Here is a 19812-nt window from a genome sequence, read left to right as displayed (position 1 = left end):
GTTACATCCTGAGAGACGACTTAAGGAAGCGCTACTTGTTGGTCGTCTTACCGCTCACGAGGTCACGGACGTCCCACACCCAGACGTCGTCGACCGAGGTGGCGTCGAAGCCCACCAGAGCGTTGACCGTCTGACGCAACGCGTTGTCGTTGCTTGCTTTCGGGAGTACCAGGACGTCGGCACGCCAGAACCGCAGGTCGGTGAGGGCGTCGGCGCGGGTGGTGGCGTCGACAACGGGGATCTGACCGGTCTCGTTGGTCTTGACCAGAAGCGACGACGTGGGGCGGAACTCAGCCCCGTAGATGCCGCCGCGGGTAATCGAATGAGGGCCGACGAAGTAGCCGCCGGCGATCGGGAAGCCGAAATCGGCATCGATCTGCCAGCGCATGGCCCGCGCTTCTTCACCGCTGGACACGGGAACCGACACGAGGCTGCCGTCGCTGACGTAGTTCTCCCACGATCCGCTGGTGATGAACTTCGGGGTGTCCGGGCGTTCGACGGTATCGATGCGCGTCGGAATCAGGACAACCACTGCGAGCGCCAGCACCGCCAACCACGCGCCGGGCAATATCAGGCCAGGGCCGCGAGAATTGCCGCCGCGGGGATTACGAAGCTCCACCAGTGCGCGATACGTACCCAATGTCAGCAGCAACCCGATGGCGGGAATTGCACCCATGGCAAAGCGTGACTCCAGGACCGACTCGAACAGCGGCAAGTGGGCCAGGAACTTCCAGGGCAACGTGATGCCGGTGTGATCGCCCTTGTAGACAAGCTCGGACCCCAATGACAGCACGCCCATCACGACGATAACGGCCGCAGCGGCGTGAGTGAGCTTCATCTTCCACAGCCATACCGTCGCGAAGAAGATCAGAATGACGATCGGCCAACCGAAGTACGAGTTCTCCTCGGTGGGGTTCATGCGGTACTCGGCGCCGGTCTTGTCGCCGCCCACCGATTCGGTGGGGAGGGTGGTGAACGCGCCGAAGTCGGCTCCCGCCTGGCCGTGGCCGACGCCGTCGTAGCTTGCGGGGCCGAAGAACTGTGAGTAGAGCGGTATCGCAGTGATGAGGATGGACACGATTGCGCCGACGGCCAAGCCGGGCAGGCTGCGCTTGATCGCAGCCCGCGCTCTCGGAAGATCCGAGAGTGCGTACACAGCGCCGAACACCATCGCGGACATGGTGAAGATGAGGAGTGGTTCTTCGCCGAGGAAGATCTGCCACGCCATGAGCAGGCCAAGGACGACGCCGTCCCTGACCACATTGGTTCCACGTGAAACGCGGATAACCTGCATGAAGATGAACGGGATGACAAAGAAGGCCACAAAATTCGGGTGACCGTTTGCGTGCGAGATCATGGCAGGGGCAAATCCGCAGAACCCGCCACCAATTGCGGCCGCACACTTCACCCGAACGGAAACGCCCGTCAGCACATGCCGAGAAAATGTCCAGTACCAGGCGATTGCGGTACCGGCCAGGCCTAAGGTCAGCCCGATCGCATAAGTCGGCGTCGGCCCGAAAAGCAAGGTGAGCGGCGCCAGCGGCATGCTGATGCCGAACATCGCGGTATTGGCCATCAGGTTCACACCGAGCGGATAATTCAGCAGGTCGCTGTACAACGGTGTGCGGAACTGAGAGAGCGCGTGCGCGGTGTCGGCGAAGAACCATTCCCACATCGACTGGTCGCGGCCCGCGTTGACCAGATAACCGGACTCCAGGTTGCGCCAGAGATTCGACATCACCCAGAACGCGGCCAGGACAAAGAGCACCATGATCGCGAGATCGACCATCCGGCCTCGGCTGATAACTGAACGGACCCGCCCTGGTGTCGCCTCGACCAGCTGTTGTTGAGGTTCGGGCAGAGTCTCGGTCATGCAGTCGGCGCCTTTCGGATGAAACCAATCTCGGTGGTTGCCTCGGTGGTTGTCTCGGCGGTTCCTCGGTGGTTACGAGGTACCCGCTGAAGGTATCGATTCGATAACTTATCCCGCCAGCGTAACGAACGATGGCCTGGAGACCAGCCTGCAGCTGCGCGAGCAGGCCGTATTCGGGGCAGTTCAGGCCCGCTCGTGCCTCATTCGAGATAACCGGTCGGTCGAGTTTGGCGGCTTTGTGACATGGGTACCTCGGAGGTGTCCTGCTCGAATTCGTGTACCCCGAATTCGTTCACACAGCCCCGACGGATCGCGTTCTCGACAAAGCGGGAACCCATCGGGGTCACAACCTGATGGGATGGTGCTTGTGCATGACGAACACACGGGTTTGCGGCGGCGCAGGGGGTAAACGCGCAGCGAGTAGGAACAAGGCTCGTAACGGGGCTCGCATCGGGGCTGTCGGGGCAGTGGCCGCCCTTGCCGTCGCGTTCGGCAGCACCAACGCGTCGGCGGGAGTCGACAACGCGAGTTCGATCACGGACGTCAAGGGAAACCGCATAGAAGTCCTGCAGATGGACACAGCCATCCACACAGTCCCGCCGCTCGACAGTTCGCCACTGAGCGTCGAGTTCTTCCACGACGGCGTTGCGTCGGTGCGCATCGACGGCCCAGACGCGGACAGTTTCACCGGAACCCAACTGACGATCGGCTACCAAATCGGCTACCCGATCGCGTTGACCGGTGCCACGGTTGTCCTCAACAGCCCCGGACTCGACTGGGGCGTGGAGAGCGGAACCAACCTCGGAATCGGGTTCATTCCCGAACCGGCTCTGGGACTCGACATCTCGAATGCATTTGTACTCGGTGGAGACATCATCCCGTCGCAGGAACTTGACGTGGATTTGGCGCCGGGTGGAATTACCGACGTGGAGTTGCTCGAAGATCAGACATTCGACGGCCGCGAAGCGACGGTGCGGATGCAAGGAATCCACGGATACGTGCAGGGTGCCATCGGTCCGGTCACCATCCGGCCGTACGCAAAGGCCGTGACATCCAATGGGGACACGGTCGTCACATACGGAGCGCCGCAGAGACTTTGACTTTAAAGGGCAGAGGCTTTGATCGTTACGACTCTCACCGTCACGCTGCAACAGTGTGACGGTGAGAGTTGTTGGGAGCCTGCGTATTCGACCGGTATTCGGTAGGGATCGACCGGCGGTGAGTGCGGGAGGTGCGGACGGCCTTCATTGCGAGTGCCACCGCCGCCCACGCCGTGCATGCCGCCGTCACAAGAAGTAACAGCGCCCAGTCGTGGGCAAAGAATCCCACAATCGCAGCGATGGTGAACGCCAGCGACACAAAGACGATGCGACCGGCAAGATCTGTCGAGAGCAGGTAATCGACAGCAGGTTCGTCGGCTGGGTGACTTTCTACCTCAGCGTCGTCGGTGTCGTGCGCGTGCAGTGTTTCCCGGGTGGGCAGATCCAGAAGTGCACCCCACTGCGCCGCAGCGACGGTATGCGGCAGATCCTTCGGAAGGCTCTCAGGTTCACGTGTCTGCGACACGTCGATAAGAGCCCGCGCCAAAGTGAGCACCGCGATCCGATGCTCTGTCGCAACACGGAGCAGCTCGTGAAATGCCTGCTCGGGGCCGTATGGCTTACCTCGCGCAATGACAAGAGTGTGCTCTGCTGCGTCCAGGATCGCGCGATGTGGAACCAATTCGTGACTCTGCGCAACGAGTTCGCTCAATGTCATCACCTGCCCCGCCACGATGGGTGCGCAGTTGTCATGTCAACCGCGTCGTGAAGCAGTCGAATACCCCGGTGGTGGCGAGGACAAACTCGACCCCTGTCTGACTAGGGGTCTAACTGGGGCCGGGTGTGATCAGGGTTGGGGTGCCGGCGCGTTCAACGCACCGAGGCAACTCTCGATCAGATCGGCCACGATGAGCTTGGCTTGTGCAGGGCTGTGAACTCGTCCTTCCCAGGTAGCAAATGTCACGATGGCCAAAATGCTGAGTGTGCCCGCGCGAAGATCCGCGATATCGGCCGGCAACTCCGACGCCGACGCAATGCGCTGCTGAACGTCGCGAAAGGTCGCTGCCTGCAGGTGGTCCCGGATGACCGTCGACATTCCCGGATCGAAGATGGACTGCACCAGAAAACGCGCGTACAAACTGTGCTCACGTTCGATCGTCTGCTCGGCCAACGGCAGCACCGACGCTTCCACGAGTTGGCGCATGGTCGGCGGTTGCTGTGCGACGTCGATCGCGTTGAGGAGATCGTGTCGGCGCTCCGCAGCCGGCTTCATGCGTGACTCGATCACCGCGGACAGCAAGCCTTCGCGTGAACCGAAGTGGTACTGCGCTGCCGACTTGTTTGCCTGCCCAGCCTCGATCTGGACGTCGCGCAAGGTCAGTGCTGCTAAACCGCGCTCCGCCACCAATCGCTCGGCCGCATCGATCATGGCCGTTCGGGCATCGGTTTTTGTCACGTTATGAAGTTAGGGGTGCGGAGGGGGCGCGTCAACGACCGTCACCGGCAAGCCGACTGTGAAGAATATCCCGTTTGTTTACTGTTATCGGGGGTACCGCGTCAGTTGCGGGTGACAACCACGAACGGTCCCTGCTCGGTGACCGTGAAGCGAGGATCGTCGAACAGCTCCTTGGGGAACGTGACCGTGTACCTGCGGACATTGGGATCGTTGGGGTAGACATCCTCGGCCAGGCGCAGGGTGTATCCGTCGGCGCCCTGGCGGAAGACAAATGCGTCGGGGCTGCGCCACGGTGCGGCATCCAATGCGGCAATCAACTCGTCGGGTGTCTCGAGTTCCGACCAATTCTCGATCAGCTCCGCGCGGGCCCGGAAGTCTGCCAACGGATTTGCGTAGTGCGATGTCAATCCTTGGAAACCGAAGTACGGGTAGAAGCTCAGGAAGCCGATATCGGCTGTCAGGACCACCAGATCGTGGGGCTCGCGGCCCAATTGTTCGCGGATGATGCGGTCGATGTCCGCGTAATTCGCTTCGGCTCCCGGCGGGCGCTTATCTCCGCGCTCGCCGTTTCCGTCGGTATCGCTGTATGCCACAGCGATATCCGGGGCCAGCACCTGCGGGATGTTCTGCGCAAAGGAAATCGCGCCGATGACGCCGAGAGCAACGAGTACTGCTTTGACCCGCGGATTCTCGCTGGTGGCCAACACGATCCAGCCGGCGAACTCGAAGAAGCCGAACACACCTGCCGCGGCGAGGAGCCCGATCAGAACCGGCTCGAGCCGGAATCCGAGAAGAGTGCTGCCGGCAACCGTGAACATCATCGACAACAGGGCCCACAAATACACCGCAATCACGCCGATACCCAGCGCCCGTGCCCTGCGTGAGAACAGGAACCGGGAAATCAGCCAGATCGTGCCCAACATGCACAGCGCGCCGACGAGTGAGAAGTGCAGCATCGGGAAGGGGAGTACCGCGCCGGAATCCGGGAGGTAATGCATAGCGGTGCCCGACTCGGCGGGAGCGCCCGAGAGCGCTTCGAGCAGGTAGGGAGCCCAGACAGTCAGAGCGACCACGCCGGCGATGACGGCGATGACGACCAGTCGGATCAGTGGTCCGAGTGCGGCTTTCCAGGTGTTCTGGGCGCGGGCCGCGAGAACCGCCGCGACGATACCCATCAGTGTTACCGCAAACGCGGCAAATCCGAGGTACAGCGTGTAGACGGTCGCTGCGTATCCGAGGAACAAGCCGGTGCCGAGAACTGCTCCCGCTCCGGCAAACCGGGACGAACCCGGGCGATCGAGGGCGCCCCAAGCGAGGATGAGCACCGGCGGGATCAGGAGGTTGACGACGGCGCCGTACGCCTCAGGGGAGTTGTACGCCAACACAACCGCGGTAACGGCCAACGCCGCGACTACCGCCCAGTCGCGTCGAATGAGCTTGGTCCACAACACGAGTGCAATCACGGCGACAACGGCGATCGAGCCGATCGCATAGGGCTTGAAGGCTTCCCAGCCGTCCATACCCAGCAGATTTGCGACGCGTCCACCGACCCAGAACCAGCCGGCCGGGTAGAACGGCGGGAGATCCACATACGTCATGTCTTGCAGCGCAGCGGAATCCGTGAGCCGAGTCAGGTATTCGGTGCGGAATTGTTGATCGACCGAAACCCCGTGCAGATACAGCGTGGTTGCGGCGAGAGGGAGTCCGAGCGTCGTGGTGACGAAGCCCGAAAGCCCCGCCCACGAGAGGAGCTTTGCAGTTCGCTGCGCTTTGCGGGCGCGGAACATCAGCACGGCGACGCCGATCACGGCGATACAGACAACCTGCAAGACCGTCGTGACGGCTTGAGTGACATTCGACGACGTGAACGCCGGCCAGTCGACCTGGCTGAACGCGAACAGTCCGACAGCGGCGACGACGACCGCTACCAGTGCCGCGAGCGCCATTTCCACCACCGTCGCCGCGGCATTACGCCACGGCGACGGGGAGGCAGTTGTCAGAGCTGGTTCAGCTGTTGTCTGTGACACGAAAAAGAGCTTAGACGGGCAGCTTCCGGAAGATAGGTCGCGGCACGTGGCGCAGAGCCATCATCACGAAGCGGAACGGGCCCGGTGCCCAGACAATTTCCTTGCCCTTGTCCGACGCTGCAACAGCAAGCCGCGCGACGTCTTCCTTGTTGACGGTCAGGGGTGCTTCCTTGACGTGGGCGCTGAACTTGGTGCGCACCATGCCCGGTCGAACCACCGTTACGCTCGGGCCGAACTCCGCCAAAGCCTCGCCGAGGCCCAGATAGAAGCCATCGAGACCGGCCTTGGTGGAGCCGTAGACGAAGTTGGCGCGCTTCACGCGCTCACCGGCAACCGACGACATCGCAATGATCTTGCCGAAGCCCTGAGCCTTCATCTTCTCGCCGATCAGCACACCGACGGAGACTGCCGCGGTGTAGTTGACGTTTGCGACCAGGACAGCCTTGCGCTGGTTCTGCCACAGCTCCTCGGCGTCACCGTCCAAACCGAACGCAACGATCGCGACATCTACGTCGCCGCCGGCCCACGCCTTGTCGATGACGTCGGGGTGGCTGTCGAACTTCACAGCGTCGAAGTCGACGACCTCAACCTTGGTGGCGCCCTTGGCTTCGAGTCCCTTGACCGCGGCATCGGTGCCGGGATCGCCGGGCAGCGTCGCCAGAATGATGCGCAGCGGCGACTTCTTCAAGTACTCCTCGCACATCGCGAGGCCGATCTCGGACGTTCCACCGAGAAGCAAAACAGTTTGCGGGTTACCTACAGCGTTGATCACAGTTCCAGCCTTCTGGACATATCGGAGGCGAAAACGCCTGTGGGGTCGTACTTTCGGCGCGTCGCCATCCACTCGTCGATGCGCGGGTACATGGAATGGAAGGTCTCTGCGGACGTCCGCGAATCCTTGGCCGTGTACAGGCGTCCGCCGAATTCGAGGACTCGCTTGTCGAGTTCGGTGACAAATTCGTTGAGGCCCGGCTTGATGCGGAAATCGACGCAGATGTTCCAACCCGGGATCGGGAAGCTCAGAGGAGCCTGATTGCCCTCGCCGAACAGCTTGAACACATTCAGGAACGAGTGATGACCACTGCGCTGAATGTCGACGATGATCTTCTTGAACTCTTCGACAGCCTCCGGCGGAACCACGAACTGGTACTGCAGGAATCCGTTGGACCCGTAGGCGCGGTTCCACTCACCGAACATGTCGAGCGGGTGATAGAACTGCGTCAGATTCTGGACCTTGCCGCGGTACGTTCCCGACTTGCGGAACCACACCTCACCGATCGCCGAGAAGTTGAACTTGTTGGCGAGCCCGTTGGGGAAGATGTCGGGGAACGTCAGCAACTGCGGCGCGTCGAATGCAAGCGGGTTCTTCTGCAGCTTGGCCGGAAGCTGGTCGAGCTTGGCCAAGGAGCCCCGCGAGATTGCCGCACGACCGAGCTTCGGCGGCGCAGCGATTGCGTCGAACCAGGCGCTCGAGTACTCGTAGTTGGCCTCACTGCCGTCGCTGTGCAGTGCGATTGTCTCGTCGAGGCTGTTGGTGACATCGCCGTCGGCGATGAAATATGCCGTCTCGGTCGGCGTCATCTTGATGGTGGCCCGCAGGATGATGCCCGTCAGGCCCATACCGCCGATCGTGGCCCAGAACAGCGCAGCCTTGGGATCGTTACGCCCGCCCTTGGGGGTGAGGGTGCGAACCTTGCCGTCAGCCGTCAGCAGATCCAACGACACGACGTGGTTGCCGAAGCTGCCCGCGCTGTGGTGGTTCTTGCCGTGAATATCGGAACCGATGGCGCCGCCGATCGTGACCTGGCGCGTACCTGGCAGCACGGGAACCCACAGGCCGAACGGCAGAGCAGCCTTCATCAGCTGATCCAGGTTCACCCCGGCGTCGACGTCCACCAAAGCGGTGTCACGATCGATGCGATGAATACGGTTGAGCGCATTCATGTCGATGACCAAGCCGCCTGCGTTCTGCGCCGGATCACCGTACGAACGGCCGAGACCGCGCGCGATGACACCGCGTCGTAAATGCGACGGCTTGGACTCGTTCTTCTCCGCAACCTGGGCGACCGCACTTGCGATCACTTCCACGTCGGGGGTGGACAACACCTGTGCGGTGGTGGCGGCGGTGCGTCCCCAACCGGTGAGGGTGCGGGCTTGGGTGTGGAGAGCCTGCTTGGGCGTCTCTTCTGCTGTCGTGGACATCAACGTAGAGGTTACCTGGGAGTAGAGCCGGACGGCTTGGGCTGGAGTCGTTACGCTCGTCGTCGTGCCCGAAACGCCTGCGAACCACCAGCACGAACCCCACGTCCCTCTGCCGGTGGAGATTCCCGTCACGACGGACCTCGCCGATGACGCTCTCGACCTGAAAACGCAGATCGTCCGGTTTGTTGCGACGGGCGGGTTGTCGGCGATCGTGGACTACGGGCTGTATGCGCTGCTCCACGCGTTGGGGCTGTCGTACACCGCAGCAAAAGCTCTGAGCTTCGTTGCCGGTACCACCACGGCGTATCTGATCAATCGCCGGTGGACGTTCAAGGCCGAGCCGTCGCGCGCCCGGTTTATCGCTGTTGTCGTGCTGTACGCGGTGACCTTTGCCGTTCAGGTCGGGCTCAACGCAGTGATGTTGCATGTGCTCGCCGACGAATGGTGGCGCATGCCTCTGGCGTTTGTCATCGCGCAGGGCACCGCAACGGTCATCAACTTCATCGTCCAGCGAGCTGTGATCTTCAATATCAAGTAAGAGTTGCAGAAATTAAGGGCTGTGTGAATTAAGGGCCGCGTGAATTAGCGCATTCGTCCCGTTCTTGAGGGAGAATGCAGGTCATGATCATCGTCCTCGACTCCTCCGCCTTGGTCCGCGGCGCACGGTTCGACAATTCCGTCGCCGACGCCAAAGCTCGCGGACTCCGCGTTGTGGTCCCGCGCCTCGTTGCCCTCGACGTCGCAAATCGCTACCGCAAGGAATCCGCGGACATGATCGCCGCTCTCAGCGTGCAAGCGCGGATGTACGACCGACTCGGTCTACGCCGGGACCTCACCCGATTCATCGACGCCGCCCACGACAAAGCGGACGGCTATGTGCAAGATCTGGTCGACGATCTGCAGGGAATCGGCATAGAGGTCATCGACCCTGTCGACGTGCCGCACCTGCTCGTGGCCGAACGCGCGATAGCGATGCAACGGCCGTACGTCGACAAGAAAAAGCGTGACGGCTACCCCGCGACACTGAACTGGTTGACCCTGCTCGATCTGGCCGATCGGAATCCCGGCACCGAAATACTGTGGGTCAGCGACGACACACGGGCGTTCGGTGACACGCAGGAGGCGTCGTGGCATCCGGATCTACTGCGCGAACTCGACTCACGTTGGTTGGACAGCCGCGTCCGATGGGCGCTGGAATTCCCCGTCTTCGACGGGCCGGCGCAGGTTGAGGCGACGTTTGTTGAGGAGCGGGTTGTTGAGGCGCGGGTTGTCTTGCCGGAGCTTGTCGAAGTGCCGGAGCTTGTTGAAGTGCCCGAGCCTGTCGAGGTGGCTGAGGTTGTGGTGCGCGAGGTTGTCGTTCGCGAGGTTGTGGAAGTCGCTGAGTCGGTTGGATATGCCGCGCCGGCTGCTCCTGTTCCTGCTGCGCCGGTGGCACCCGCTCCTAAACCGGTACAACGTGCAGCCCGCACCCGCGTTGCACCCCAGCGCATTCCGCCCGCACCCAAGCCGACGTCCGGTGGACTACGCAACCTCGGGAAAGTGATCGGTGGGCGGAAGCGAAAAGTCACTATCGTCGAAGATCTTGACGAAGTCGACCTCGCCGGAAACTGACCGCCCTTAATCTAGGCGGATGTCCCTGTCTCCGATAATCACTCGCCGAACCGGCACGCGGTTCGGCAGCCCGAGTACCTCGTCGCGGATTCTATACAACGTGTGTCGCGCGATGGTGCGTCCGGTTGTCGGAGTGGCGCCGTTGACATACGGCGCAATTCGGCGCGCAGCGGTATTGGACTCGGCGGCACGGATGCGAATTCCGTCGGGAATCGATCGAGAGATGATTCGTTTTCCTGATTCCAGCGGGGGATCGGGCTTCGACGGAGAACTGGTGCGCACAGCCGGTTCTACGGCCGATATTCGCGACGGAGCGGTTTTGTACCTGCACGGGGGCGGTTTCATGTGTTGCGGCCTCAACACACATCGTCCAGTGGTTGCGAGCATTGCCAAGCGGACGGGGCTGCCTGTATTGCATCTTGCGTACCGGCAGTTGCCGTACACGAGCATCAGTGGGTCGGTTGATGATTGCCTGAGTGCGTATCACTGGCTTCTCGCGCAGGGCGGATTACCGGAAAAGACTGTCTTCGCCGGTGATTCGGCGGGCGGATTTCTGGCGTTCGCCACAGCGTTGGCGGCGGCTGCCACTGATCTTGCGCCTGCAGGGTTGGTTGGGTTGTCGCCATTCCTCGACCTGGACTGCACCGCAAAATCTGCACATGCCAATGCTCGACGCGATGTCATCGCCCCGGTTTCTGCCTTGACAGCAATCGGTTCGTTGGGCGGCGTAATGCCGTCGCCGGTCGACGGAGACCTTGCAGGACTTCCGCCGTCGCTGCTGATAGCAGCGGAATCCGAAGTGCTCAGAGTGGACGCGGAACTGATGGCGCAACGACTTTCGATAGCCGGTGTCGAATGTTCACTGCAAATCTGGGACGGGCAGATTCACGCTTTCCCAGCGGTGTGGCCGAGTCTTCCGGAAAGCCGTGCAGCTCTCCGTGACGTCGCAACGTTTATTCGGGCGCGCATCGCCTGAGTCTTGACGGTGTTCATCTGACGCTCGTCTTGCTGGAGTTTCTTGTCGGACCCTCGGAATAGGGTGTGGTGCAAGTTCGAACCGGGGGGTTCAGTGAGCGATATTGCACCAGATGACGGGGGTCATCGCCAGTTGGTCGATGTGTTGTCGTGCGCTGCCGAAGAATTGGTGCAGTGCTCGTCTGCGGCGTTGACCGACGACGGAATCATCTCTGCATTGCGAGATCTCGAGCGAACAGTTCGGCTGATCGATGCTGTTGGTTATCAACTCGTGGCCGAAGGAATGGAACGTAGCCTGCACGTGGGACAGGGGCTTCGGTCGCCGAATCAACTGCTCGTGCAGGTTCTCCGTATTTCTGCGTCGGACGCGTCACGGCGTGTGCGGGCGGCACGGTCTGTGGTGCAACAAGTTTCGGCCTTCGGGGAGCAGACTCCCGCGGTGCTCCCCGAAACCGCTGATGCAGCACGTGACGGGGATATCGGCCGTGATCACATATCGGCGATCGCGGATGTCATGCACAAAGCGCCTGCGGCACTTGATTTCGAAGACCGACAAAGCCTCGAAATGGTGCTCGCCGAATACGCGCGCACGGGCACTCCGGAAGGAGTGACGGCTGCCGGCATCGAGGCATTGGCTTGGCTCAACCCAGACGGTGAACTAACCGATGACAGGGATCGGCGACGTCGGCGGTACCTCAGTGTGCGCAGACAGGACGCAGATCTGATGGCACGGATCTCCGGTGAGCTCGATCCGGTTGCAAAGGCACAACTTGATGTTGTGCTGGCCAAATGGGCGAGACCAGGGATGAACAACCCGGATGATCCGGAATCACCTGGCGGGGACTGCTCTGAGGTGGGCGAGTCGGCAATTGCGGCAGCAGCGTCACGTGACACACGTACCGCCGGTCAGCGAAACCACGACGCATTTTCAGCGCTGTTGAAATGTGTCCTCGACGGAGGTGTGTTGGGCAACCATCGCGGCCTTCCCGCGACAGTCATCGTCACCATGACATTGGAGCAGTTGGAGGAATCGATCGGTGGCGTGGCAACCACGGCAACCGGCGGTATTCTGCCGATTCGGGACGCGCTCGCGATGTCCGAGAAATCCCATCCGGTGTTGGTTCTCTTCGATCATGACGGCCGCCCGCTGCATTTCGGTCGTGGGAAGCGCCTCGCGACTGTTGATCAGCGCCTGGCACTTATTGCAGCTGACCGGGGATGTACGCGGCCCGATTGCGACGCACCACCCTCGCGGTGCGCTGTCCACCACATGACCGAATGGAATGATGACGGGCTCACCGATATCGAAAACCTCACACTCGTCTGCGACAGCTGCCACGGTCTCGTCAAAAAGGGCTCGCAGGGCTGGATCACCAACGCGCGGAACGAGAACGACGGGTACACCGGAAGAACGGAGTGGACACCGCCGGCGCATATCGATCCGGAACGGCGGCCTCGAGTGAACTCCCGGCACCATCCACGAGAATTGCTGGAACGAGCGCATTCGATCATTGCGTGGCGCAAGAAACTACATCGAGGAGACCCGAATCGGCAGAGACGGTCTTCGAGAGAGGATCAAGATCCTGAGCCGAATTGAAGAGCTTGATACAGGTCAACGTGGCAGTTCAACGCGGCGGTCCCTCGTCGAGGACGAGGGAACCTGACCGCTGTTGGCCTTGCGCGTCGAACCAGATCAGGTCGACCGTATCGCCAGGGTGACGCATGCTCATCGCGATATTCAGGTCGGACGTCGAGGCGATGGGAGCTCCCCCGAAATTCGTGATCACGTCACCTTCGGTCAACCCGGCAAGCTCTGCTGGCGAATCGAAGCTCACTGCAACCACTTCCGCACCAGGCGGGGACCCCACGTGATCTTTGACTGCCACGCCGAGCACCGGCGTGGGGCCTACACGTACCGTCTCCGAGGAGCGACCACTGAGTATTTGGTCGACAATCGGAAGCGCGGTGTCGATCGGGATCGCGTAAGACTGCGGGGCGGGTGAGATTTCCGTTCGATCTTCGATGGCGATGGCATTGCCGGCGCTACTGACTCCGATCAATTCGGCAGCAGCATTCACAAGTGGTCCGCCGGAATCGCCGGGCCGGATGTCGGCATTGACCTCGATGAGGCCCTTCAGCTGATTTCGTGAGCCATCCGTCGAATTGCGAGTGTTGACTGTGACCCCGAAACCGGTGATAGTGCCGAGCGCAGGAAGTGGAACTCCTTCTCCATCGGCATTTCCGATGGCGGTAACGGGATCGCCTCGCGCGGCTGTCTGTGAGCTTCCCACGGTGGCAACTGGAAGGTCTGACGCTCCGACGAGCCGGAGTACTGCGAGGTCTTGGCCGCTGTCGTAACCGAGTACTTCTACGTCGTAGATCAGTCCATTGGACATGTTCACGGCCGTGATTTCGGTGCCACCGCTGATCACGTGATGGTTGGTCAAGACCACCCCGTCCGGAGACAGGACAATACCTGTTCCTGCCGTGGTGGTGAACCTGGCGGACGAAGTGATGGTGACAATGCTGGAGACGACCCGCGCGACCAGTTCTTGTGGCGTCAGCGAAATCGCAGGCGGCGGCGGGGTGGTGGTGATGACCGTGACGGGTGACTGGGCATTCGGTTGCAGTGAGTTCGGTTGCAGTGAGTTCGGTATTAGTGAGCTCGGTGTCAGCGGCGGCGCGGCCAGCGTGAGACCACCGAGTCCCAGGACGAGCAGTACGGCGATCCACAGGCCCCGTTTGGTGCCGCGGCTACCACTGTCTTCGCTCATCCGTGGACCCATGTCGTCGGTGTACCCATGTCGCCTGTGTACCCATGCCCGTCGGTTACCAGTACCGGTGTATCTATTTTGGTGCAGATTACCGATTCGGCGGTGGTGCGGTCACAAAACGGGGCACTAGAACCTGGGCGCCTAGAACCTGGGCCCCTAGAACCTGGGCAAGAGTCCTTGTGTGCGAAGTGCCTCGAGTGATGGTGCGGCACTATCTTTTGCAGACAGTTCGTAGGCCAGGGGGTGACCTGCCCGGTCGGTTGTTGGCCAGGCGATGTTCAGTTCCGGATCGAAAGGGTCGAGGTCGCGGTCGAATTGCGGGGAGTATTCGATGCTGCAGAGATACATGACAGTCGATCCGTCCTCGAGGGACAGAATGGCGTGCCCCAGGCCTTCGGACAGGTAGACCGCTTTGCGGTCGATGTCGTCGATCAGGACGGAATCCCATTCGCCGAATGTCGGGGATCCGACGCGCAGGTCGACGATCACGTCGAGGAAGGCCCCTTTGACGCAGGTGACGTACTTGGCTTGCCCGGGAGGTGTGTCGGTGAAGTGGATTCCGCGCAGACTGCCCGCTGCAGAAACCGAGCAATTAGCTTGCGCCAGTTCGAGGTTGCGGCCTGTTGCGGCCGTGAATGCGGAGCTCTTGAACCATTCGAGGAAAACGCCGCGGTTGTCTCCGAACTGTCGGGGAGTGATTTCCCAAGCTCCGGAAATTTTCAGTTCGCGGATGTCCATGTCACCATTCCTTGCCGTGTTCGAGTAGGGCGAGGAGGTAATCGCCGTAGCCAGATTTACCCAATGTTTCTGCTTGGGAGCGCATTTGGTCGGAGGTGATGAATCCCTGCCTCCAGGCAACTTCTTCGGGTGAGCCGATTTTGAGGCCCTGACGATGCTCGATTGTCCGCACGTAGTTGGCGGCTTCGAGAAGGGAGTTCGAGGTGCCGGTGTCGAGCCAGGCGGTTCCACGGGGGAGGATATCGACTTGTAGACGACCCGCGTCGAGGTAGTGGCGATTGACGTCGGATATCTCGAATTCGCCTCGGTCGGAGGGCTTCAGGTCTCGCGCGATGTCCACAACGTCGCTGTCGTAGAAATACAGTCCGGGTATGGCGTAGTTCGATTTCGGGGATTCCGGCTTTTCCTCGATGGAGATCGCGCGTCCGGCGTCGTCGAACTCGATGACCCCGTAGGCGGTGGGATCGGAGACCCAGTAGGCGAAGATCGCCCCTCCGTCGATGTCGGAGAATCGCTTCAACTGGGTGCCCAGACCCGGACCGTAGAAGATGTTGTCGCCCAAGACAAGTGCAACAGATTCGCTCCCGATGTGTTCGGCGCCAAGGACGAATGCTGTTGCGAGTCCGTTCGGTTCGTGCTGGATCGCGTAGGTCAGATTGACCCCGAATTGGGAACCGTCACCGAGTAGGCGCCTGAATTGTTCGGAGTCGTGCGGCGTGGTGATGATGAGAATGTCGCGAATGTTCGCCAACATCAGCGTGGAAAGCGGGTAGTAGATCATCGGCTTGTCGTAGATCGGCAGCATCTGCTTGCTCACTCCGAGAGTGATCGGGTGCAGGCGAGAGCCTGTGCCGCCGGCCAGAATGATTCCACGCATACGTGCAGTGTCCTGCACGTGCGCATATCGAAGCAAACGCATCGGGAACCGATGGGCAAACGGATCGGGCACCGATGGGCAAACGGATCGGGCACTGATGGGCAAAGCGGTCAGATCCGACGAGCAAACCGGTCAGGCGCCGACGGGCGGTAAGGTTCGAAGGGTTCGGCAAGCTTGAGGAGATGAACGTGCGACTGCTGGTCACCGGGGGTGCCGGGTTTATCGGCGCCAATTTTGTTCACCAGACGGTGACTTCGCGTCCAGGCGTCGAGGTTACGGTTCTCGATGCTCTCACCTATGCCGGTAATCGGAGCTCACTTGCCGAGGTGGAGGATCGTATCCACTTCATTCACGGTGACGTCGCCGATCAGGGCTTGGTGGACGAGTTGGTATCGCGATCCGATGCGGTGGTGCATTTTGCGGCGGAGAGCCACAACGACAATTCGTTGAGTGATCCGGAACCGTTTATCCGAACCAACGTGATGGGCACGTTCTCGCTGCTGCAGGCTGTTCGGGCGCATGAGGTTCGGTATCACCACATCTCGACGGACGAGGTGTACGGCGATCTTGAACTGGATGACCCGACGCGATTCACCGAGTCGACGCCGTACAACCCTTCGAGTCCGTATTCGGCGTCAAAGGCGTCGAGCGATCTGATTGTGCGGGCATGGGTGCGTTCGTTCGGGATCGAGGCAACGATCTCCAATTGCTCCAACAATTACGGCCCGTTTCAGCATGTCGAGAAGTTCATCCCGCGCCAGATCACAAATCTGATCGACGGTGTGCGTCCCCGGTTGTACGGGGAAGGTCGCAACGTTCGCGATTGGATTCACGTCGACGATCACAATCGTGCGGTCTGGGACATCCTGGAACGAGGCAAGTCGGGCGAAACGTACCTGATTGGCGCGGATGGTGAAACGGATAACCGGACGGTGATTGCAGCCCTGCTCGAGATTTTCGGGCGCAAACCAGACGAATTCGACTTTGTCACTGACCGTCCAGGGCACGACATGCGGTACGCGATCGATCCGACGCGAATTCAACGGGAACTGGGATGGCAGCCGTTATATCGCAATTTCCGCAGTGGATTGGAAGCCACCGTGGAGTGGTATCGCGACAACGAACAGTGGTGGCGTCCACAGAAGGCTGTCACCGAGGCAGGCTATTCAGCTTCGGAAGCTGTCGTGGACTGAGCGGCTTACTGGACTTGTCAGCTCAGGCTTTGCTGGGAGCGGGTACCCGGGAACGCTCGTGCACGAGAGCGTTGCGCAGGACCCGCGATCCCGAGAGCGCAGCCACGACGCCGGCAAAGACTTCGCAGAGGGTGAAGAGCAGCCTCGACGCCAGCGCGAGGCCGAGCGCGACGCCCGCATCCATGAACGGCGAAAGCGCCGCGACGATGACGGCTTCGCGGACACCGATTCCGGACGGGACGACAAATACCAGGACACCCGCGCACATACCGAGGGCGAGAGCCCCGATGCATTGGACGAGCCCACGAATTTCGAATCCCGCCGAGCTGGACGCGAGCAGCCACAGTTGGATGCCGTAGAGCACCCAACTAGCTGCGCACCAACCCAGCGCGAGGGCTATTTTGTGCATTGTGAGCGGTTTGTGCAGGGGTGCGCGGCGGAGCAATTTCAGCGCGAGGTTCACCAAACGGGTGAGGACGGGTGGGTACGCGCAGACCAATGCGATCGGTACCAGGATGATCACGCCGACCGCTGCTACCGTGCTGACCTCGAACAGAGCAGGTAGACCGAAGAGTCCCACGACCAACGCCGAAGTTGTACTCAACCCGACCGTGACCAGCACTGCGACAAAGCCTGCGGCCCGGGACACGCCGGCGCGCCTCACGAGTTCCGTTTGCAGCACAAATGCCCACACACTGCCGGGAAGGTACTTGCCGAGTTGGCCGACCAGATAAGCGCGGGCAGCGTCGAACGCCGGGATCGGTTGTTCCAGGGCACCGAGTGCGTGTTGCCAGGATCGCACTGCGGCGCCCATGCCGAGGAAGATGAACAGCGACGACGCAGCGAGCGTCCACCAGTTCAGTTCGGTGATCGTGCTTTTGACGGCGGCCCATTGGGACTTCACCGCAAAAATGATTGCAATGACGATCGCGACGGTGACCAGAACTTTGAATCCGTTGACGAGCAGTCCGCGCAGAGTGTTCGGCTTCGCGGCTGGCTCGACATCGTCGACCGGCATTTCGGGTTTGGGATGTTCGGATTCGGGGGGTGTACTCACGCGCCTGAAACTTCCCACCCGTTCGTCATTTGCCTGACGATACCAACCAGGGTTCTCCCAGCTACACAACGAGTGGTTTGTCGGCCCGTTCGCGCCACCAGGTGAAGGCGTCGCGCAGAGAATCCGGGAAGGCGGCTAAACCGTCGAAGCTTCCGGCGGCGTAGATCGCCGCAACTGCCTCGATAGCTTCTTCGGAGATGCCCGAACGGCTCATACCGATCCGGTTGACGCCGTGCAGTGACACCGGATTGCCGAAGGCCTTGGCAAACGGAGGAACGTCTTTGACCACCACGGTTCCCATGCCGATCATGGATCCGGATCCGATGACGCGTCGCTGGTGAGCGACGGTATGCATCCCCAGATTGACGCCGTCTCCGACGCTGACATGCCCGGCGAGCGTAGTCCCGGACGACACGACACACCGGTCACCGACCTGAACGTCGTGTTCGATGCCGACACGGTTCATCACGAAGCAATCGTCACCGATTTCAGTGCGTCGTTCGCTGCCCTGGTGGACGGTGGTCAGTTCACGGATTGTGGTTCGGGCGCCGATGCGGATTCCGAGGCCCGCGCTGTCGGACCACGAGGTGGGATGGTGTGCGCCGAGGATCTCCGGTGGTGCTCCCAGCACGGCTCCCGCCCCGATCCAGCAGTCGTCGCCGATGTCGAGTGGACCGGTCAGGACTGCATTCGGTCCGATCGTCACACCGGTTCCGATCAGTACTTCGGCGCCGACCAGGGCGGTGGGATGGATATGGCAGTCAGGACGTGAAGACATGCGTGTTCCGGAATCCTCTCGAAGTATCGAATTGCGTTTCGATACGCTTCGTTGGTTGTCGGAGTATTTCGTTCCGACGACAGTCGAATGAATCTATCGGAGGTAACTCAGTGATCGCGATATCCAGTATCTCGTTCGGGGAAGAAGTCGAGCGCGAGGTGCTGGACACTCTGCGATCGGGGATCGTCGCGCAGGGCCCCAAGGTCAAGCGGCTCGAGGACGAGTTCGCGGCTCTGGTCGGTACTCGTCATGCGGTGGCGGTGAACAATGGCACCACGGCGCTGATCGCGGCACTTCAGGTTCAGGATCTGCAGCCCGGTGACGAGGTTCTGACCACGCCGTTCACATTTGTTGCCACGTTGAATGCGATTCTCGAGGCCGGTGCGACGGCCAGGTTCGCCGACATTTCCGAGTCCGATTTCAATCTGGACCCCGCTGCCGCTGCAGCCCGAATCGGCGATCGTACGAAGGTACTGATGCCAGTCCACCTGTACGGCCAGTCGGCTCACATGGGGGCGTTGATGCCGTTGGCCACGACGCATGGTCTGACTGTCGTCGAGGATGCTGCTCAAGCTCACGGTGCGACCTTCGAGGGGCGCGGCGCCGGCAGTTTCGGGTTGGGCTGCTTCTCGTTTTACGCGACGAAGAACCTCACGACCGCCGAAGGCGGAATGATCACCACTGACGACGACGCGACAGCCGACCGACTTCGTGTCCTGCGTAACCAGGGTATGCGGGCTCGCTACCAGTACGAGATGGTCGGCCAGAACTACCGGATGACCGATCTACAGGCAAGCTTGGCGCTGCCGCAGATGGCGACGTACATGCAGCAGGTCGAGGCGCGTCGACGCAATGCGGAAGCCTTACGAGTCGGTTTGAAAGATGTCGACGGGCTGATCCTGCCGGCTGAACTGTCCGGCCGCGGACATGTCTGGCACCAGTTCACCTTGTTGTTGGCCGAGGACGCACCGATTTCTCGCGACGAATTGAGCGAGCGTCTCGCAGCGAAGGACATCGGCAGCGGGATCTACTACCCCAAGGCTGTGTACGACTACGAGTGCTACCGCGAACATCCCCGTGTGGTGATCGAGGACACGCCGGTTGCGACGTCGGTGGCGTCGCGGTGCTTGAGTATTCCGGTCCACGCGGCATTGTCCGCCGGAGACGTCGATCAGATTGTTGCCGCAGTGCGCGGCGCTATGGAGGCCTGA

General features: G+C 61.2%; 18 protein-coding genes. 7 read left to right on the top strand and 11 right to left on the bottom strand.

Annotated features, from left to right (window positions below):
- Positions 1 to 31: 31 nt before the first annotated feature.
- On the bottom strand, positions 32 to 1873 hold the full coding sequence (locus RG2_RS24445; protein ID WP_033235150.1) for a hypothetical protein: 1842 nt from the start codon (positions 1871 to 1873) through the stop codon (positions 32 to 34).
- 353 nt (positions 1874 to 2226) lie between these two features.
- Between RG2_RS24445 and RG2_RS24440 the strand changes: the two genes are divergently transcribed.
- Entirely contained in the window at positions 2227 to 2973 is a 747-nt protein-coding gene (locus RG2_RS24440) for an MspA family porin (RefSeq protein WP_072782726.1), read from the top strand.
- 40 nt (positions 2974 to 3013) lie between these two features.
- Here the strand turns inward: RG2_RS24440 and RG2_RS24435 are convergent, their stop codons facing one another.
- The 5 genes from RG2_RS24435 to dprE1 all read right to left on the bottom strand — a co-directional run bounded on the left by RG2_RS24435 (position 3014) and on the right by dprE1 (position 8598).
- Positions 3014 to 3631: an ANTAR domain-containing protein gene (locus RG2_RS24435; protein WP_116538776.1), complete on the bottom strand. Its 618-nt coding sequence runs from the start codon at positions 3629 to 3631 to the stop codon at positions 3014 to 3016.
- A gap of 129 nt (positions 3632 to 3760) precedes the next feature.
- Positions 3761 to 4369 carry a TetR/AcrR family transcriptional regulator gene (locus tag RG2_RS24430; protein ID WP_072782704.1) on the bottom strand — a complete coding sequence of 203 codons (609 nt, stop codon included), beginning with the start codon at positions 4367 to 4369 and terminating at the stop codon, positions 3761 to 3763.
- A gap of 101 nt (positions 4370 to 4470) precedes the next feature.
- Entirely contained in the window at positions 4471 to 6315 is a 1845-nt protein-coding gene (locus tag RG2_RS24425) for a galactan 5-O-arabinofuranosyltransferase (RefSeq protein ID WP_033235148.1), read from the bottom strand.
- 91 nt (positions 6316 to 6406) lie between these two features.
- Positions 6407 to 7168 carry a decaprenylphospho-beta-D-erythro-pentofuranosid-2-ulose 2-reductase gene (gene dprE2, locus RG2_RS24420; RefSeq protein ID WP_033235147.1) on the bottom strand — a complete coding sequence of 254 codons (762 nt, stop codon included), beginning with the start codon at positions 7166 to 7168 and terminating at the stop codon, positions 6407 to 6409.
- Positions 7165 to 8598 carry a decaprenylphosphoryl-beta-D-ribose oxidase gene (gene dprE1, locus RG2_RS24415; protein ID WP_033235146.1) on the bottom strand — a complete coding sequence of 478 codons (1434 nt, stop codon included), beginning with the start codon at positions 8596 to 8598 and terminating at the stop codon, positions 7165 to 7167. The genes dprE2 and dprE1 overlap by 4 nt, the downstream gene beginning before the upstream one ends.
- 64 nt (positions 8599 to 8662) lie before the next feature.
- Between dprE1 and RG2_RS24410 the strand changes: the two genes are divergently transcribed.
- The 4 genes from RG2_RS24410 to RG2_RS24395 all read left to right on the top strand — a co-directional run bounded on the left by RG2_RS24410 (position 8663) and on the right by RG2_RS24395 (position 12781).
- Positions 8663 to 9136 carry a GtrA family protein gene (locus tag RG2_RS24410; RefSeq protein ID WP_172936890.1) on the top strand — a complete coding sequence of 158 codons (474 nt, stop codon included), beginning with the start codon at positions 8663 to 8665 and terminating at the stop codon, positions 9134 to 9136.
- 83 nt (positions 9137 to 9219) lie between these two features.
- Positions 9220 to 10209: a PIN domain-containing protein gene (locus RG2_RS24405; protein ID WP_033235145.1), complete on the top strand. Its 990-nt coding sequence runs from the start codon at positions 9220 to 9222 to the stop codon at positions 10207 to 10209.
- Positions 10210 to 10228: 19 nt separating this feature from the next.
- Positions 10229 to 11185: an alpha/beta hydrolase gene (locus RG2_RS24400; RefSeq protein ID WP_033235144.1), complete on the top strand. Its 957-nt coding sequence runs from the start codon at positions 10229 to 10231 to the stop codon at positions 11183 to 11185.
- A gap of 93 nt (positions 11186 to 11278) precedes the next feature.
- Complete coding sequence (locus RG2_RS24395) at positions 11279 to 12781, top strand: HNH endonuclease signature motif containing protein (protein ID WP_230590194.1); 1503 nt, start codon at positions 11279 to 11281, stop codon at positions 12779 to 12781.
- A 28-nt stretch (positions 12782 to 12809) separates the two neighbouring features.
- On the opposite strand, the gene RG2_RS24390 is transcribed toward RG2_RS24395, so the two are convergent.
- The 3 genes from RG2_RS24390 to rfbA form a co-directional block, all read right to left on the bottom strand.
- On the bottom strand, positions 12810 to 13958 hold the full coding sequence (locus tag RG2_RS24390) for a S1C family serine protease (protein ID WP_033235143.1): 1149 nt from the start codon (positions 13956 to 13958) through the stop codon (positions 12810 to 12812).
- 156 nt (positions 13959 to 14114) lie between these two features.
- Positions 14115 to 14696: a dTDP-4-dehydrorhamnose 3,5-epimerase family protein gene (locus tag RG2_RS24385; protein WP_033235142.1), complete on the bottom strand. Its 582-nt coding sequence runs from the start codon at positions 14694 to 14696 to the stop codon at positions 14115 to 14117.
- Between the two features lies 1 nt (position 14697).
- Positions 14698 to 15573 carry a glucose-1-phosphate thymidylyltransferase RfbA gene (gene rfbA, locus RG2_RS24380; RefSeq protein WP_033235232.1) on the bottom strand — a complete coding sequence of 292 codons (876 nt, stop codon included), beginning with the start codon at positions 15571 to 15573 and terminating at the stop codon, positions 14698 to 14700.
- A 188-nt stretch (positions 15574 to 15761) separates the two neighbouring features.
- Here rfbA and rfbB point away from each other — a divergent pair, with 188 nt between their 5' ends.
- The gene (rfbB, locus tag RG2_RS24375; RefSeq protein ID WP_033235231.1) at positions 15762 to 16766 is read left to right on the top strand and encodes a dTDP-glucose 4,6-dehydratase; all 1005 of its coding nucleotides are present in this window, start codon (positions 15762 to 15764) and stop codon (positions 16764 to 16766) included.
- Positions 16767 to 16788: 22 nt separating this feature from the next.
- Here rfbB and RG2_RS24370 read toward each other — a convergent pair whose 3' ends face one another.
- Positions 16789 to 17784, bottom strand: a complete 996-nt coding sequence (locus tag RG2_RS24370) for a lysylphosphatidylglycerol synthase transmembrane domain-containing protein (protein WP_033235141.1) — start codon at positions 17782 to 17784, stop codon at positions 16789 to 16791.
- 100 nt (positions 17785 to 17884) lie between these two features.
- Positions 17885 to 18601 carry a DapH/DapD/GlmU-related protein gene (locus RG2_RS24365; RefSeq protein WP_033235140.1) on the bottom strand — a complete coding sequence of 239 codons (717 nt, stop codon included), beginning with the start codon at positions 18599 to 18601 and terminating at the stop codon, positions 17885 to 17887.
- 110 nt (positions 18602 to 18711) lie between these two features.
- Between RG2_RS24365 and RG2_RS24360 the strand changes: the two genes are divergently transcribed.
- On the top strand, positions 18712 to 19812 hold the full coding sequence (locus RG2_RS24360) for a DegT/DnrJ/EryC1/StrS family aminotransferase (protein WP_033235139.1): 1101 nt from the start codon (positions 18712 to 18714) through the stop codon (positions 19810 to 19812).

Origin of the sequence: Rhodococcus globerulus NBRC 14531 (genome assembly GCF_001894805.1) — a bacterium.
Lineage (GTDB): Bacteria > Actinomycetota > Actinomycetes > Mycobacteriales > Mycobacteriaceae > Rhodococcus_F > Rhodococcus_F globerula.
The sequence above is the reverse complement of the archived record's forward strand: the minus strand, read 5'-3'. Positions and strand labels throughout refer to the sequence as shown.